The sequence below is a fragment of the Nitrospira sp. genome (genome assembly GCA_005116745.1).
GTDB lineage: Bacteria > Nitrospirota > Nitrospiria > Nitrospirales > Nitrospiraceae > Nitrospira_D.
Genome location: SWDS01000006.1, coordinates 429,943 through 446,258, shown reverse-complemented (window position 1 = coordinate 446,258; position 16,316 = coordinate 429,943). Strand labels below are relative to the sequence as shown.

Here is a 16,316-nt window from a genome sequence, read left to right as displayed (position 1 = left end):
CGTAGCAATGCTTCTACAGGAGCCTGAGGCTGCATACAAGTGCGTGAGGGTTAATATCGGACAGGCTCCTAGGGACAAAACAGTTGAGCTCCTATAGACAATGAAGTCGTCACGGGTGCAGCGTCGCATGGAAGCGCCGCACGCCTTTAATCTCTTTCTCACGGCGGCGCGTCTCTGCAATGTCATAGTTGGATTGCATCTTCATCAACGTATCCATTTTAACGCCGAACGCCTTTTCGATCCGCAAGGCCATATCGCCGGTCAGATTGGCCTTGCCGTTCAACAAATTCGAGAGGGCAGGGCGCGACACGTCCAGCACGGCGGCGGCGGTCACGGACAGGCCAGCCGGTTGAATAATTTCCGTTCGGATAAAATCGCCGGGGTGCGGCGGGTTCTGTCGATAGCGTTTCATCTGTACCCCCTCTGTTCTCGTTCGTGGGGCGGGAAGTGGTCTGCCGTGCGGCGCAACCGGCCTCTTGGTTTACACCAATTCCAGACGCAGCCGACGGCCAACAATGGCCGCCGCACGGCTCAAGGTGGCCAGCGTTACGCCGTCGTTTGTGGGATCGAGCAAGCGGTTGAGCTGCACCCGGCTTGTTTCCATCCGCCGTGCCATTTCCGTCCGGGTCAAGTTCTGTTCTTCCATCGCCTGCTGAATTTGCCACGCGACAACTTTCTTGATAGCGGCGCTGGTCGCCTCCTCATACATGCCTTGCTCTTTCATCCAGTCCTCAAACTTGCCGCCGATATGGGGATTCTTGCGCTTCTTCATGATTGCACCTCTTTCATCCGTTTCGCGGCTATCTGTAAATCCCCTGCCGGGGTCTTCTGCGTCTTCTTGATAAAACCGTGCAGCAATATCAATTCGCCGCCACCGACACAGAACAGCACCCGCGCAATGCGGCGGCTGGGCAAGGTCGAGCGGACTTCCCATAACCCCGCACCCAAGGATCGGCACAAGAGCATGCCCACCGGCCAGCCAAATTCCACGGCGCGGATGTCGTGCCCGATCTGTTGACGATCAGGGACGGGAAGCCGCATCAGCCAGTCACGCACCGGATTTGCGCCTGCTCCTGTGACATAAAACCGGGCGGTAACACGCTTCACTTGCATCGCGCTCCCTACGTTTTCCATATCGTACCATCTTTGGTACGCCTGTCAAGCACATACTAATCGCTTTGGTCTGGTCATTCCCATGGCATGACGAAAGCCGCCATTGCTGGCCGGGTGCGGCATGGTTGCCGTACGGCAACCAGCCTCTTGGTTAGAGCAGGGGGCTAGTCCTGAAATTCTTCGACGGAGACCATTTCCAGCTCACCGGAAATATGTGGCTGTGAAGTCAGGTCTGAAAATTGACTTATTCTCGAATGCGCAGGTACTAAAATCACTTTGCGGCGCACGGTGGTTTCAGGGAAAAAGAAAATGCTTCGCGGGCACTGCCCATGACCGACGGCTACAACCTCTACCGCTTCCTCTCCGCCCGAGAGCCCGTCTACGACACAGTCCTTGATGAGCTGCGGGCCGGGAGAAAGTCCAGCCACTGGATCTGGTTCATCTTTCCGCAGATCGCCGGTCTTGAATTGGCAACTAAGGTGAGTCTCAAACATTTACCGTGAATCTTTTGAGACATACTCAAGAGACCTTTTGCTAATTTGGTCATCAAACCACGAATCTGTATTGTATGCTAATCGGCAGGGCTAATTCGTTTCTGATGGTGGCAAGTACTGGGTGGGAGGAAACACTGACTGTGTTCATGCTTGTTTCACTTGCCAGTATCTAAGGGGAGGAGTGTTGCCCCATGAGTCTTCTTGCTGATCTCCATGCCGGTATTCATGGTCTGCAGTTCACGCCTCCATCTTCATGGCAGCTCGACGCTGACGAGGGTGAGTTTGCTTCTTTTTGCGATCCCACACATCGGGTCGATTGGTATCTGGAGTTTTCACCACTGATCGTTGATCTCTCAAACAGGCACGATGAGGTGTTACGAGAAGATCTTCGTCGCGACACGATTACAGTCTTCGAGTCTTACTTTGAGATGGCGAAAACCAAATCTCCCATTCCTCCTGTAGAGCAGGGCACAGATATCGATGCTGTCACGCGAGAGACTGTGCGCAACCTCCTCTCGTTACCACGGACCAAGCGAGATCCAAACTGGTCTCCAGTCGTTTCCATTGAACGAGCGACGATCAGTGACGTTCCAGTACTGGTGGTGATCCATCGACTGACCTACAGTGCCGGAGATGAGTTGATCGTCGGGCGGATCGTGCTCTCGCTTGAACAGGGGACGGTCTATCTGAGCGCACTTCGGCGAGCCAATATGACCGGGGTGCGGGAGAGCGTTCTCGTAATCACTCGTCAACAGCCGGAAGAGGATGGTGACCTTGGACTTTCTGAGGTTTCTCAGGCCAGGATCGATGATCCCACGCTTGATGAAAAGTTCCCAGATCATCCCTTGAGTGCGATCCGGCGAGCCCTGCATTGGGCTCTGACCACACCACTCAACCTGAGTATTCGGACTCCACTTTCCCCCGAACCAGAAACACCGATGGCTCTCTCACGGTCTGGATGTTCCATCATTCCTCCACCTCGGTTTCGTGTCTGTCCAGCGATGGCAACAAGGATGGATTCGTCACTCACCCCATTTATCCGTGCAACCGTGCCACAGAGGGGGTCCTATAGTTTTGATGTATGGCGTGTGCCTTCTCCGTCCATCAAGGGGCGGCACGTGATACAGAAATTGCGTCGTGTAGCTGAGAAGCATATGCATGAATGGGGACGCGACGGAGACTCAGCGGTTGAGTTCGAATGGGCAGAGTATTCGATACGTGCCGGTCTGCCAGGGGTGAGTACCTATGTCAGTTTCCATGTGAATGGCCACAGAAATCACGCGGTGGCGAATTGGTTTGTGGATCATGATGGCACTGTATTTCGTGTCTGCATAGTTGGTTCTATTTCCCGTTCGCGTGAAGAACTCACCACAGCTGTGAACGACAGCACGGCAACTTGGCATCGACTCCCTGAGGACGTGAGAACGCGATCACCGTGGTGGAAGCTGTTCTCTTCATAACGGGGTTCAGTGGAATTGGCTGCTAGAAGTGGTCGGACACCCCCAGCCTGGCATGGGAGGCTTGATACGTCATCTTGAGGTCACGGGCTGTACCCGTAAAGGAAAAACCGTCAGGTCTTGCAATGCATACTTGGCCGCGGATAGCTTATGAACGACGCTTACAATCTCCACCGTTTCCTCACCGCCCAAGCGCCCACCTATGACACAGTCCTTGCTGAGCTGCGGGCCGGGAGAAAGTCCAGCCATTGGATCTGGTTCATCTTTCCTCAGATCGCCGGGCTTGGTCGCAGTGAAATGGCGCAGCAGTTTGCCATTGGCTCACTCGATGAGGCCAAAGCTTATCTGCAACACTCTACCCTCGGCCCCAGGCTCAGAGCCTGTACGCAGCTTGTCCTTGACGTAAATGGTCGCAGCGCTGAAGAGATCTTCTCCTACCCCGACCATCTTAAATTCCGGTCCTGCATGACCTTGTTTCTGACGGCTGCCACCGACAACACCCTCTTCAAAGATGCCCTGCTCAAGTACTTCGACGGCAAGCCCGACCAAATGACGCTGAATATCCTGGCACAGCAATCGATTTAGAGCAGATACAGGTAACAGGAACTATTCGGCTAGATGAGCGTTCGCACGATCTGCGCGCAACATTTGCACCCGTCCAACCCCCAGCGTACAGAGACACGCTCTTGTCCAAGGCAGCTGCTCCTATCATGCGTGTTCTGTGAGTAAGAAGGGGCCAGGCCGCTCCCTTTCCCGCTCAGATAGCTACTTGATTTTCCGCCTAGTGGGGCTTAGCCTAGCACTAGTCGGACGACTTAGCGGATGCTTATGGCGAAGGTTACTCAATTCAAAATCGAGTTAGAACAAGAGGAAGATGGCCGCTGGATTGGCGAGGTCCCGTCACTCCCTGGCGTGATGGCCTATGGGCAAACGAAAGGTGCTGCGCTTGCGGCTGTCCAAGCCTTGGCTCTTCGTGCAATGGCCGATCGCCTCGAACATGACGAGGCGGTACCTGAGGAGCTGCTGAACGTCTCGTTTATTGCGGCATGAGCCGTTGGCCGTCGACTCAAGCTTCTCGCGTTCTCTCCGGACTCCTCCGCATCGGTTGGCAGATCAAACGAACGACCGGTTCTCATAAAATTCTACAACGGACTGGATGGCCCGATGTCGTTTTCGCTTTTCATGATCGCGACGAGATCGGTCCGCGTATGTTGGCCCGCCTCTCCAAGGTGACAGGTCTTACACCAGAAGACCTGTGAAGACCGAGGCTGGCAAAGCTATTGCTCACCCGGCCAGCAACGCATTTCAGTCTCGCACCCAGCCTCTCTCCTGCTGATTGACAATCCTCTATCAGGCACTTATCGTCCTCCAGGCTGGGCAATGTCCGGCTCGGAGATCCCACAATGGACAATCCCCATTCTTCGGTTCCTTCCCACCCATCTCACGACGCATTGGAGCAGATTACCCTCCAGATGGCATCGAGTCTGGATTTGCAGCAAGTCCTGACTACCATCACGCAAGGACTCGTAGATGAACTCGATGGCGCCTTCGCCCGTATCTGGCTGTTAGGTCCCGGCGATCTCTGTGCCGAGTGTTACAAAGCGGCAAACTGCACGAATCGGGCTCGTTGCCTGCACCTTGAAGCAAGCACGGGGCTCTACACCGACCTCAACGGAGAATATCGCCGTATTCCGCTGGGGGCGCTCAAGATCGGAAAGATTGCGCAAGGCTTTGGACCGATGCAGACGAACGATGTGCTCGGCGACGACCGCCTGCCAAACAAACAGTGGATGACGGATAACGGCCTCCGCTCCTTTGCCGGCTACCCGCTGAAGTTCCGCTGGGAACTGCTCGGCGTGATTGCGATGTTCGGGCGACGGCCATTGAGCGAACAAGAGTTCGAGCGCTTGGCGATCTTTGCCAACCAAGCCGCCATTGCGATCAAGAACGCGCAACTCTTTACAGAAGTTGCACAGCTCAAAACTCGACTTGAGGCGGAGAATCTCTATCTTCGTGAGGAGATCAAACTTGACCATAATTTTGAGGAGATCGTCGGTGAGAGCCCGAGCATCAAGGCTGTGCTCCGACAGATCGAACAGGTCGCACCGATGGATTCGACGGTCCTGATTCGTGGAGATACAGGAACCGGGAAAGAACTGCTGGCCAGGGCCATTCACAACCTGAGCCCGCGAAAAGCTCGTTCGCTAGTGAAGGTCAACTGCGGAGCGATCCCCGCAAACCTGGTCGAAAGTGAGCTCTTTGGCCATGAGAAGGGATCGTTCACGGGAGCATTACAACGCCGCATCGGCCGATTTGAGTTGGCGGACGGTGGGACCATCTTCCTGGACGAAGTCGGAGAGTTACCGCTGGACGCACAGGTCAAGCTTCTACGGGTGCTACAAGAAAGGGAGGTTGAACGGGTCGGCAGCGGCCATTCAACCAAAGTCGATGTCCGAGTCATTGCTGCGACGAATCGAGACCTTCATGCAGCGGTGAAGGCCGGTTCCTTCCGGGCCGATCTTTTGTATCGACTGAACGTGTTCCCGATCGAGGTGCCACCTCTGTCCGCCCGTGCCTCTGATATCCCACTCTTGGTCAACCGATTTGTCGCCAAGTTCTCACACAAGATGGGCAAGAAGATTGACGGGGTGTCGCAATCGACTATGGATCGCCTCATGAAATACTCCTGGCCTGGTAACATCCGGGAGTTGGAAAATGTCATAGAACGGGCCATGATTCTCGCGAACGGACCGATGCTTCAGATCGACGAGGTGATGCTTCAGGGGAAATCCACCCCGCTGTTGCCAGTCGCCGATTCACTGGAAGAGGTGGAACGAGGCCACATCCTCCGCATCCTTCAAGACATGAACTGGGTCATCGAAGGGAAACAGGGCGCCGCGACTCGACTTGGTCTCCATCCCAACACCCTTCGATCCCGGATGCAAAAGCTCGGCATCAAGAAACCTCTCCCCACCGCCTAGCAATGAATCTCACGTTCCCCTCCCACGAGATATCGTAGCTCCACGACATTTCGTGGAAGCGTCTCTCTTTCGTTCTGCTTCATCTTGCCGCTAATAGTGCGGCAACTGCCTGTTTCTCAAGCGCTTTATCTTGCTTCACTGATCGTCGTGACGCGTGGCACCGGCCTTGCCATGACGGATAAATATCGCGATCGATCTGTAGGACACAACAAGGCAAACAGACATCCACAATCTCGTGAGTGTCATTCCATCCAAGGAGAACCCATGAAAACAGCGATCATCATTCTGTCCGATCCGAAGAGCGGTTCAGAGGAAGCGCTTGGGCGAGTCTTTAACGCGCTGGCCCTCGCCTCTGAATGTAAACAGAAAGGCGATGAAGTCGCTGTCGTCTTCAATGGTACCGGAACTCGTTGGCCGGCTGAGCTCACCAAACTCTCTCACCCAGCCAATGGCCTCTACAATTCGGTGCGTGATGTCGTGCAAGGGGCCTCGTGCGGTTGCGCCGAGGTCTTTGGGGCAACAGAAAGCGTCAAGGCTTGCGGTGTGCCGATTGTGAAAGACCATACCCTCGCTGGGACAGCGGGGCTGTTGAGCCTGCGCCGGTACGTAGCCGAGGGGTGGAATACGATCGTGTTCTGAGATTGAGCATGAGAGGGCATGCGGCGTAACCCGTCGTCATGTCCTCTCGACAGGGAGTACACAACCATGGCGTTGAAATACTTGGAGCTGGCGATGACGGAAGCCGTACGCCGAGCACAGAACCACTACTACGGAAGGGCCATGAAGATTGCAGGGGCTCCCGAACGAGACCCGCTGGGACAAGCCGAAGCTGAGTTTCTTGCAGAGCGGGACAGCTTCTATCTGGGTTCGATCAGCGAAACCGGGTGGCCCTATATTCAGCATCGTGGCGGGCCCAAGGGATTCTTGCGGATGGTCAACGAGACGACGCTGGCCTTTGCCGACTACAAAGGCAATCGACAGCTGCTCACGACCGGCAACGTTTCAGTGAACGATCGTGTGGCACTGTTTCTCATGGATTACCAGAACCGAGCGCGCTTGAAGATTCTTGGTCATGCCCGTGTGGAAGATGCTCGCGCCCATCCAGAACTCGTCGCACAACTCGCTGATCAAACAATGCAGTCGAGTGTTGAGCGGCTCGTCTTTATCGATGTCGTCTCCTTCGACTGGAACTGTCCCAAGTACATCACGCCACGATATTCGGCGGAAGAGGTCGAAGCGTATGTGGGTCCGCTCAAGAGCCGGATTGCCAAGCTCGAGACTCAACTGTCTCGGATGAACCCATAAGAGCTTCCGCGATTCAGTAACAGCACCATTTAACGCCGTAAGGCATGAGGGAGAAATCGATATGAGCAAGCAGATACAGGACACAGTGCAAGAAATGTTGGGCATCCTGACGGAGGGGCGAATGACCGAGGGGCAGAAGATCTACTTTGCGGATTCGGTCGTCACACAGGAAGGCAATCAGCCACCCATCATAGGCAAACAAGCCTCCATTGAAAGACTAGACAAGTTCAGAGAAACCATTGGAGTGGCGGCGTTTGTCAGCTACGCCATCGGTGCTGTAGCCATCGTCTGAAACACCAGTTTCTATGATGCAGTGCTGACCTTGAAATTGAAGAACGGAGAAACCATTAGGCTCGAACAAGCCGTCAAAACTGACTGGCACGACGGCAAGATCGTCAAAGAGCGCTATTACCACGGCTAATCTAGCGTGATACCGCGTGGGAGCCGATGGTCAATGCCATTCACTCCGACATCGCATCTCAATGCAAGAAGGTCATCATCATGAGCCCTCTCGACCAATCCAGGCCTCCATTTCCCCCCTTCGATCGTGCATCCGCAGCCCAGAAAGTTCGCATGGCAGAGGATGCGTGGAATACGCGCAACCCCGAAACGGTGTCGTTGGCCTACAGTGCCGATAGTCAGTGGCGAAATCGTTCAGAGTTCCTAACGGGACGAGACGCTATCGTTCAGTTCTTAGCTCGCAAGTGGAGCCACGAGCTGGACTACCGCTTGATCAAAGAACTGTGGACATACCACGATAACCGAATCGCTGTGCGGTTCGCGTACGAGTGGCACGACGATTCAGGAAATTGGTTCCGATCCTATGGCAATGAAAACTGGGAGTTTGACGACAATGGTCTGATGCGGCGGCGTCTCGCGAGCATCAATGATCTTCCCATCACAGAGCCTGAGCGGAAGTATCACTGGCCACTGGGCAGGCGTCCTGATGGTCACCCTTGCCTCTCAGACCTTGGCCTTTAACTTTGATTAACCGGTGATCCTGAAGTGGTTCACCGAGAGGATCGCCTATGGCCGATACGACCATAATGTCTCGTTTGTCCTCGAAGAGTTTTCTTATCTACAGATCAGCCGCCAGACGATTGGACGGAATCGAATTGCAAACCGCTTGATCCTTCGCCTCGCCCCGGTTGTTTCCGTCGACCCATCCAGAGATAAGTTGATCCATCGATCCAGCGCGCATATTGATAGGTCCTGGTGACGCGCGCACCTTCCCGTGGCACTTCTTCCTCATAGAGCAGCAACTCGCGAGCTGGTTCGAGCAATTGTCCCTTCGGAAGTTGCACGCCCTGAATGCCTCCCTCACCGAACGCCGGCAGGACGCCACGTGTGAGCCGCAGAGTTGTACCAACTTTGACTGGAAGCAACGGAATCCAATAGTCCGGCACGGTGGTGCCGAGCCGGTACATCAAGGGTGCACCGCCAGCGGCCGGTGATGACGGCTGGTCCGCCAGCGACTCCTGATACGCTTCATGACGATCCAATGGACGACCGGCGGCGCTTTCGACGACCCGCTCAACGGCCCAGGCCACGTTGGCCATTTCATCTCTCAGTAACGACAGGTCCTCAACAGGCCGGCTTTCCAATATCGGTCCCAAGACGGGCGGCAGGAAGAACAGGTGCTGTTTGTCGTTTGTGAGGCTGAACATACGCCAGGGTGTGGTGGACCCATCCACGTCGGTCGTGTGGGAAATGAGGAACCGTTCGCCGAACGTGTTGGTCACAACGAGTGCGCGGATCTGTGAGAGGGTCCCGACGGGGAGTTCGAGCGGCAGGAGGAACCAATCGTTGCTGTATTCCAGCGCAAACTTCACGAGTAGCAGGCGGGCCAGGTCCTGCGGCGCGGCCTGGACGCTCGCAAAATTCACGGCGCCGTCTTCGAATTCCCACAAGCGCGCGGAGGGCATGCCGCGAAACGAGACCGGCGCCGGGAGAAAAGCCTCCGTGGCTGAGGTGCTGCTTTCGGTGGCGCCCAGACCAGTCCCCGAACTCGTCGTGAACGAAAACCAGTCCAATCGCCCATCCAGATATTCCGGTGCGGTCAGCACCACTTCGCTCGACGTCGTCTTGGCAGAGACACTCAGGGCGTACTCCATCCGTTCGGGAATCCACGCGGAGGGAGCGCTGCCTTGCTGGAAGAGGCCGTCGAGCCAGGTCAGCCAGGTGGTCATGATGGCGAGGAGCTTGGGCCGATCTACCTCGCTCACCTGATCGAACGGCGCTTCTCGAAACAATTCCGCCAACCTGTCGCCGGCTTGCAACACTCTCAGGCGCGCGGCAAACCGCAAGCCGTCGATGGTACGGCCGCTCAGCACATGGATGAAGGACAGGCTCGAGGCATCGATCTGCTTGGCCTGCTCCGCTGTGGGGGCGGCCAGGACGTACGTACTAGCCAACCACTGTGCGCGTGTGGGCCCGAGCCTGGCCGTTTCCAGCAGGCGAAATAGATGCCGTCCCGATTCGGCCGCGAGCCGCCAGTTGGGGTGTGAGTCGTCCGTCACCGGTTCCGCTTCTACCAGCGTTTCCAACGCCAGGCCAGCAGCTGCGTAGGGCCTGGCTGGATGCGGGCCAGAGCGTGGGCCGGGTTGATAGCGAGTGACGGCGGCGATGTCCACGATCACCTGCGCGGCGGCAGGTGAACCCGCATCGGCCCCGTTGAACTCGCCGAACTGCCATTGACGGCCAAGCATCCAAAGCGGATCGTGGATGCGCGCTTGCAGCCCGTCTTGCAAGTCCGGGTTGTGGGTGCTGAGGTCGAGTCTGATTCGAGAGGGCATGCCTAAGCTCCTATTGCTGGATCAATGACGCTGGTGAAGTCGAGGGTGCCGCCGGTGAAGAACAGCGCCGGGGCCGACGGGTCCTGCTCTCCGGAACCGACCGGCTGCAGCGCACGTTTGCCGGAACGATCCCACGTGGCCATACCGTCGAACAGGGTGAAGGCCATGCCCTCCACGATCCGTCCTTCCAATCCTACCGCTTCGGCAGGCACTTCGAGCCGCACCCACCGGCCTGGCGGCGGCAGAGGCCCCATGTACTGACGGCTGACGGTATTGTCGGTACCCCAGGGAATGAGGTTCTCACCCCAGTAGACGCGGTGATCCCAATTGCCTGCGTGCCACTGCAACATGACTTGTCGAGGCATACGCGCGGGATCGAGATAGACATGCGCGAACAACCGGTCTCCTACACTGACGAACATGGCGAGCTTGGCGCCCTGGAAAAAGTGTTGGTGCATGCCGGTGGCGAACACCGATTGATGAGCACGTGTACCGGAGAGCGGTTCCGGTTTCGTGCGAACCCAGATCCAGCCTTCACCGTCGCCGAGCGGCGTGGCGCCTTCCGGCAGCTGATCCTCCACCCAAATCAATTCCTCGCCACTGTCTGGTGGCACGGCGCGGAGCCTGGCCAAGTCCATCGTCTCGTGCAGGATAGCCTCCAGGCTGTTGAGGTCCCAGGTCGTCCGCTGGTCTGCAGGCACGGCGAGCAAGAGCGCCTGAGGAGGCGCGTTGTTGGGTCGATCATAATGAAAGGCCAGGCCAGTCGTTTCCTTGGGGCTCGGCACCGTCTCCACCCACTCGTCGATCAGGAGCCCGCAGAAAGCTTGATCGAAACGGAGCGGTTGTGCCGACGCCATCTGCGCCACCAGTGAGAGGCGTCCGCGCGGGAACGGCTTGTCCGGCACCTGCGGCAGGGCCACCCAGCGATCCTGCGCCTGAAAGGGGAGTTGTCCGACATGGAACCGGAGTGCGGCGCTCCCCACAGTTTCGGCATAGAGCATCGCTTCGTTCAGCCGCGTCGCGCCAGGGCGGACGTAGGCAGCGCGCTGAAACCAGGTCACGGCTGCCATCGGATCTTGGCCTTGGAGCGAGAGTCCGGCGGCGAATGTCTCGTTTAATTGTGCCGCGTTGGCTGCGGTCACGCGGGGCAGCGCCAGGAAGTCCTGGCCGAAGATGATGCGGAGACGAGCCAGGTCGTGATCGCGCCGTTCTTCCGGCGTGGCGTTCGCACGCACAAAGTTTTGTTCGGATTCGGCCACGCGGTTCATCCGACGTTGCGCTTCGAGGACGACCGACCGCGCCTGGGTCAGCAGCAACGACCGCGCTTCCGGTCCCGTGCCGCCGATGTCCATTGGGACGGCGCTCGGTATGCCGTAGTTCGCCAAACCGAACAGGGCACGGCGCACCTCGTCGAGGTTGGCAGTCAGGTCATCCGACGAAGGCGGAGGCAGAAGGCCGTTGAGCCTAGCGCGCGCATCAGCCAGGGATTGCACTGCGCGGGTGGTGCGGCCGGTAAACTCGTCATGGTTCAGCCCGGAGTCGGCGGGTGATTCGGGCAATGACAGGTCACGGCCGTCCAGTGAGCGGGCATTGCTCAGCAGACGCCTCACCGTGGTCGCGACCTCGCACCATTCGCTCACGCTGACGATCTCTGCGCTCCAGCCGTTGCCGCGGCCGAACTGCAATCGAATGATCGCATCCGGCGGGACCGTCGTGGGACGAGTCTGCTGCAACACGAATCGCCAACGCTGCTCCAGTTCGGCTTGCTGTGCACGAGTACTGCCTTCGGCGAGATAAACGGCATCCAGCGGCGCCAGTCCGAGCGAGGTCAATGCGTTCTCTACCGTGTGATAGACCTGGCCGTCCTGCTGATTGACGTAATCCGCCTTACACCGGACCTGGGCCGGGTTCGGTAGCAGCGTCGCTACCCAGGCGTTAAGGATCGGTTCCGCCTGGGCGCGTGCCGATGGGGCGGTCGTCGGCCAGCCTGCCGGTGCCGTCCCGTCGGTCGCCGAGAACAGCGTGCAGAGGCGATGCGTCAGTCCGATGCCGCTTCTCGGCGTGCGGATCACGTCCAATTCCGGCGGCGGAACCTCACCCGCGGCAATGGCATCCAGCGTGGCGCCTGAGCGCAGCGGATTGCCTTGCACGAGCTGATACACACTCTCGGCCACGACACTGTCCCCCACGGAGTCGACCAGATCGTCGAGTGCCTTAAGCGCCTCCACCAGCGCCGTGAAGTCCGGGCTGCCGGGCGGTGGAAATCCCAAGGTCGCGTTGCCGAACGGAATGGTGGTGACATCCCAGGGAGATTGTGGTGCCTGGCGTTGTTGGCTTGCGCTCCATCGCCGGTGAAGGGCCAGTCCGTCGACGACGGCGGCAGCCGACAACGATTTTAGTGCCTCATTCCATTGCGCGGCGAGGCGCGTGGTGAGTGCGGTCCTGGCGGCGAGGAGATCGCTCATAGCCTTACCGCGCTGCCCGCCTTCCTTGGCGAGGACCTGGCGGTCGAGTTCTGCGGCGAGGGTTTCTTGCCCGACCGCCATCTGCTGCGCGGCGGGAATGGAATCCGGATCAGCAGCATTGAGCATCTTGGCCTGGGCCCGTTCCGCGAGCAGGCGTGAGCCATCCCGGTCGCTGACGACCTGCTGTGCGGCGGCGGCTTGGGCCAGGGCGGTGGTATGGGCCTGGGTCAGCTGTTCCACGCGATTGTCCCACTCATCCAAATCCCGCGCTTCCAACAACTGGACGGCATAACGCCGCACAGTGGGTTGAATCACCTTGCCCTGCGGTTTTGCCGCCTGTTGTTGCGCTAGCACCTGAGCCGCCTGCGCCACCTGTGCCTGCGCGGCCTGCGCCTGTTGCGCGAGCGTGGCGACCGTCCCCAGTTCGGCGCGATAGGTGTCCGCGCGGCGCTCTCGCTCGGCCTTCAAGCCGCGGGCGTCTTCAGCCCGGCGCAGGGCCTGATCACGTTGCGCCGTCAGCACGGTCACCTCGTGCACCAGCCGCTCAGCCCGTGTGAGGGTATCGCGAATATCGGCGAAGCGGTCGGTACCGGTGAAGCTCGTGAGGGCGCGAAATCGCTGAATATAGCGGTCCAGCCCACGTTCGTGGAGATGGCGTTCGAATCGATATCCGAGCAGGGCGGTCAGGGACTGACCTTGGCGCACTCCGTCGAGCAGCCACTTGGCGCGATGGACCCGCTCTGATGAAAGGTCGACGGCAAAGGGCGACGCGCCGGGTGCGCGATTTGATTCTTGCGACAGGTAGCCACTTCGCAGCACGGCGGCGGCCGCCGCATGCCCGAGCGAAGGAGCGTGGACGAAGCCCTTGTTCTGTTCAGAGCGTGAGAGTGGTGCAGGGACACCGGCCGGAAGTGCCGGAACCGGTTGCAGCGAGGCCGCACGTCGAACCTGTTCTACCCAGCCGTAGGCGCCGAGCCTGATGCCGGAGGGCGCCGCCTGCCGCATGACGGCCAACCGCCTGGTGGCGAGGGATGTGCCCCAGGCATCGAGGCGGTAGGTGAGCAGATCCATCACTTCCGCGAGCAGTTGTTGCCGAACCGGTTCAGGCAGGGCCGTCACTTCGTCCCAGGCCGGCTCGTGCGGAGTGGAGAGTGCGCGAGTCAGCAGCAACGTCCGGAAGGCCTCGGTCAGCAACCGCTTCGGCAGGGGCGGCTGTTGAGTGGAGACTTCGGGAAATTCGCGCAAGGTGTAGCGGGAGGCGTTCGCTTCCTGCGCCAAAAGTACGACGGGGTTGGATTCAACCGTGGTCTGGAGGGCTTGTGACGCCTGGCGGCGGCGTGTCAATCGTTGCGCACGCCACCAGGTAGCCAACGCCCGTTCCTGGTCCTGACCGGTCGCCGAGATCCAGCGGTCGAGTGCCGCCACCGGCAGCAGGCCGTAAGGTTGGCTGTCGACACGCAAGACCGGCAGTGGCCCGCGAGCACGGACGTACTTTGTGAAATGGTCGCGCAGCACGTCCGCTCCGGCTGCGCCGAGCAGTTGCCGTAAGAGCGGACTGTCGCAAAGCGCGAGCAGAGCCGATTGCATCAGCGAGGACCGGCGTTGTTCCGATCCGTCGGCACCGCGAACATGGGCAAAGACGGAAGTCGGCAGGCCCAGGGCCTGCGCCAGCAACTCGCCGTCGGACCCAGGACGGAGGAGCGAAGCACCCAGTTCGACGCCCATGCTGTCGGCGACATCGCGCCCCGTCGAACGATACCCGGCGGAGGCTTCCGCCGTGTTGTTCGTGGGCATCTGTTGCTCCACGAGAGCAAGGCTGCCGGTGTAATGGTGGGCATCGAGCAGTCGAACCAATCGGTCGGCCGTGGTCGGGGCATCCCATGAGGCCTTGAGGCCCAGCACGACGATCCGATCGAAACCTGCCCGGGCGTCTTCCTCTGTAACGGGAATACGTAGACCCATCCCGATGGATTCAGCCGTATCGAAATCGGTGATCCACTTCATGCCCTCATCGACAGGCGGCAGTCCATTGCTACCGACCGGGCCCGTGCCGCGTGGGTCCGGCCCGACCGCCACGGTCTCCGGGATTGTCTTGCCCCAGGCAGTGACACGCGCTGCATCGCTGCGATAGCCAATAGCGACCCAGCGATCCGGCAGGACCTGCGTGTGGGGAGCGCGCGTCCAGCTGTCGTCCCGACGCGCGACCGTTCCGGCTTGGGCGAGATCAAGCACGTGGGCGATCCAAGCGGCGCGAGTCGTGCCGAATTGTTCGGTGAGTCGTTGCCAGCCTTGCCTGAGGTGCTCCTGCCGATCCGTGCCTACGGACGCGGCGGTGACATGGGCCCAGAACTCCTTGCTGCGGCGTTCTTCTTCCTCCGTGAGGGCCGGTTCGTGGCTGTCGAGATGAATGTCGTCGGGATACACGCGGAGCAGAAGGTCGGTGCCCGGTCCCGTCCGCCTCGAGGTAAACCTGGTTTCTACGCGGACGGGGAACAGCAGCAGAGGATGCGTCGTCGCGACTGTGCCGCTGAGGCGATCCGTGCCAAGCAGCCGGGCCGTCGCGGCATCGCGGGCGGTTCGATGTTCGTCGACTTGCGCCGACAGTGCCGCCACGTCGCCTTTCTTTCGAGTCACGGCCTCCTGCGTGGCTGTGATCTTGGCGTTCACCCGAGCCAACTCGGCCTGATAGAGCGCCCGTTGCCTGATGAGCAGGGCAGCCCGTCGTTGCGCCGCCTGGGCCCGCGCGACGGCCCGGTCGTGCGCTGCCTGCAATTGGCGGAGCTTAGTTGCCCATGCCCGGAGCAATGCCGGGGGCACCCGTTCGGGAATATCTGATCCTTCAGAGATCGGTCTCACGCTGCTGATCCTTTCCTTAACAGAAACCTACGGCCCATCCTGCAAATGCGTGCCAACCTCCGCTTCGGCAGCCGCCAGCGCCTGCTGGGCCGCTGCCTGTTGCGCCTCCGCCTCAGGGATTTGTCTGGCGAGGTCGGCAAGCAGCGTCGTCAATTCGTTGCGCCTGGTGATCACGCTTGCGAGGAACGTCTCGGCATCCTCCAGCTCGAACCGCGTCGTGAGAAGAGTATCTTCCAACGTCGTCGTGCGGGCCGACAGGTCTGCCGCCACCTGTTGCAGGACCTCCCTCGCCAGCGGGTCGCGCGTGATCTCTGCATTCATGCGCTCGATCTCGGCGAGCATCGCTTGGAGCTCCTGGCGGCGGGGTTGAAGGGCGGCGATCGCGGCCTGGGTAGCCTGCACCGCGGCGGTCGCCGCCGAAACTTGAACATCCGCAGCCCGTACTTGCGCCTGCGCTTGCGCCACGCCCTGCTGTGCTTCAGTCACCCTTGCATGCGCTGCGGTTGCGGCGGTCTTGGCCTCGGCGAGTTTTTTTCTCAGCGCGGCCAGACGCGCTCTCCAGGTGGCGGGAGGGATGCCTTGCGGCGGTTCAGATGTATCGAGCAGATCCTGTTGCGCCTCCGCGACCTGAGCGTCCGCTGCAGCAGCGGCTGCCTGCAGCGGCGGAATGCGGGCTTGGGCCTGGGCCAAGCCGTTCTGCGCGTGGCTGCGCTGGGCCTGTGCCGCCGTTACCGCCTGCTGCTGGGTGGTGAGTTGGGTCGTCAACGTCGTCTGTTGCGCGGCCAAGGCCTGCAGGGCCGTCTGGAGTCGCGCAGTTTCTTGTTCCAAATAGGGCATGATCTCCTCTCTT

At 59.5% G+C, this 16,316-nt stretch carries 16 protein-coding genes; 10 read left to right on the top strand and 6 right to left on the bottom strand.

The genetic code is table 11. The features are described from left to right. Nucleotides 1–109: 109 nt before the first annotated feature. The 3 genes from higA to E8D52_07790 form a co-directional block, all read right to left on the bottom strand. Nucleotides 110–412, bottom strand: a complete 303-nt coding sequence (gene higA, locus E8D52_07800) for an addiction module antidote protein, HigA family (protein ID TKB68876.1) — start codon at nt 410–412, stop codon at nt 110–112. A 69-nt stretch (nt 413–481) separates the two neighbouring features. Continuing rightward, nucleotides 482–772: a Fis family transcriptional regulator gene (locus E8D52_07795; GenBank protein ID TKB68875.1), complete on the bottom strand. Its 291-nt coding sequence runs from the start codon at nt 770–772 to the stop codon at nt 482–484. Continuing rightward, nucleotides 769–1,113 carry a type II toxin-antitoxin system RelE/ParE family toxin gene (locus E8D52_07790; GenBank protein TKB69444.1) on the bottom strand — a complete coding sequence of 115 codons (345 nt, stop codon included), beginning with the start codon at nt 1,111–1,113 and terminating at the stop codon, nt 769–771. Before E8D52_07790 ends, E8D52_07795 begins: the two co-directional genes overlap by 4 nt. Before the next feature lie 329 nt (nt 1,114–1,442). Between E8D52_07790 and E8D52_07785 the strand changes: the two genes are divergently transcribed. The 10 genes from E8D52_07785 to E8D52_07740 all read left to right on the top strand — a co-directional run bounded on the left by E8D52_07785 (nt 1,443) and on the right by E8D52_07740 (nt 8,331). After that, nucleotides 1,443–1,616, top strand: a complete 174-nt coding sequence (locus tag E8D52_07785) for a DUF1810 domain-containing protein (GenBank protein ID TKB68874.1) — start codon at nt 1,443–1,445, stop codon at nt 1,614–1,616. 182 nt (nt 1,617–1,798) lie between these two features. After that, nucleotides 1,799–3,067, top strand: coding sequence for a hypothetical protein (locus E8D52_07780; GenBank protein TKB68873.1), 1,269 nt, complete (start codon nt 1,799–1,801; stop codon nt 3,065–3,067). A gap of 147 nt (nt 3,068–3,214) precedes the next feature. Further along, entirely contained in the window at nt 3,215–3,649 is a 435-nt protein-coding gene (locus tag E8D52_07775) for a DUF1810 domain-containing protein (GenBank protein ID TKB68872.1), read from the top strand. Nucleotides 3,650–3,892: 243 nt separating this feature from the next. Then, nucleotides 3,893–4,114 carry a type II toxin-antitoxin system HicB family antitoxin gene (locus E8D52_07770; GenBank protein ID TKB68871.1) on the top strand — a complete coding sequence of 74 codons (222 nt, stop codon included), beginning with the start codon at nt 3,893–3,895 and terminating at the stop codon, nt 4,112–4,114. Then, nucleotides 4,111–4,323, top strand: a complete 213-nt coding sequence (locus E8D52_07765) for a type II toxin-antitoxin system HicA family toxin (protein TKB68870.1) — start codon at nt 4,111–4,113, stop codon at nt 4,321–4,323. Before E8D52_07770 ends, E8D52_07765 begins: the two co-directional genes overlap by 4 nt. 144 nt (nt 4,324–4,467) lie before the next feature. Beyond that, on the top strand, nt 4,468–6,045 hold the full coding sequence (locus E8D52_07760) for a GAF domain-containing protein (protein ID TKB68869.1): 1,578 nt from the start codon (nt 4,468–4,470) through the stop codon (nt 6,043–6,045). Between the two features lie 264 nt (nt 6,046–6,309). After that, nucleotides 6,310–6,684: a hypothetical protein gene (locus E8D52_07755; GenBank protein TKB68868.1), complete on the top strand. Its 375-nt coding sequence runs from the start codon at nt 6,310–6,312 to the stop codon at nt 6,682–6,684. Between the two features lie 66 nt (nt 6,685–6,750). Beyond that, nucleotides 6,751–7,350, top strand: a complete 600-nt coding sequence (locus E8D52_07750) for a pyridoxamine 5'-phosphate oxidase family protein (GenBank protein ID TKB68867.1) — start codon at nt 6,751–6,753, stop codon at nt 7,348–7,350. 61 nt (nt 7,351–7,411) lie between these two features. Further along, a complete protein-coding gene (locus tag E8D52_07745; GenBank protein TKB68866.1) occupies nt 7,412–7,642 on the top strand; it encodes a hypothetical protein in 231 nt (76 codons plus the stop codon). A 209-nt stretch (nt 7,643–7,851) separates the two neighbouring features. Beyond that, nucleotides 7,852–8,331: a nuclear transport factor 2 family protein gene (locus tag E8D52_07740; protein TKB68865.1), complete on the top strand. Its 480-nt coding sequence runs from the start codon at nt 7,852–7,854 to the stop codon at nt 8,329–8,331. Between the two features lie 104 nt (nt 8,332–8,435). Here E8D52_07740 and E8D52_07735 read toward each other — a convergent pair whose 3' ends face one another. The 3 genes from E8D52_07735 to E8D52_07725 are packed head-to-tail and all read right to left on the bottom strand — an operon-like array spanning nt 8,436 to nt 16,303. Next, complete coding sequence (locus tag E8D52_07735; GenBank protein ID TKB68864.1) at nt 8,436–10,145, bottom strand: hypothetical protein; 1,710 nt, start codon at nt 10,143–10,145, stop codon at nt 8,436–8,438. Between the two features lie 2 nt (nt 10,146–10,147). Further along, nucleotides 10,148–15,466 carry a hypothetical protein gene (locus E8D52_07730; protein TKB68863.1) on the bottom strand — a complete coding sequence of 1,773 codons (5,319 nt, stop codon included), beginning with the start codon at nt 15,464–15,466 and terminating at the stop codon, nt 10,148–10,150. Between the two features lie 27 nt (nt 15,467–15,493). After that, nucleotides 15,494–16,303: a hypothetical protein gene (locus E8D52_07725; protein TKB68862.1), complete on the bottom strand. Its 810-nt coding sequence runs from the start codon at nt 16,301–16,303 to the stop codon at nt 15,494–15,496. Between the last annotated feature and the right edge of the window lie 13 nt (nt 16,304–16,316).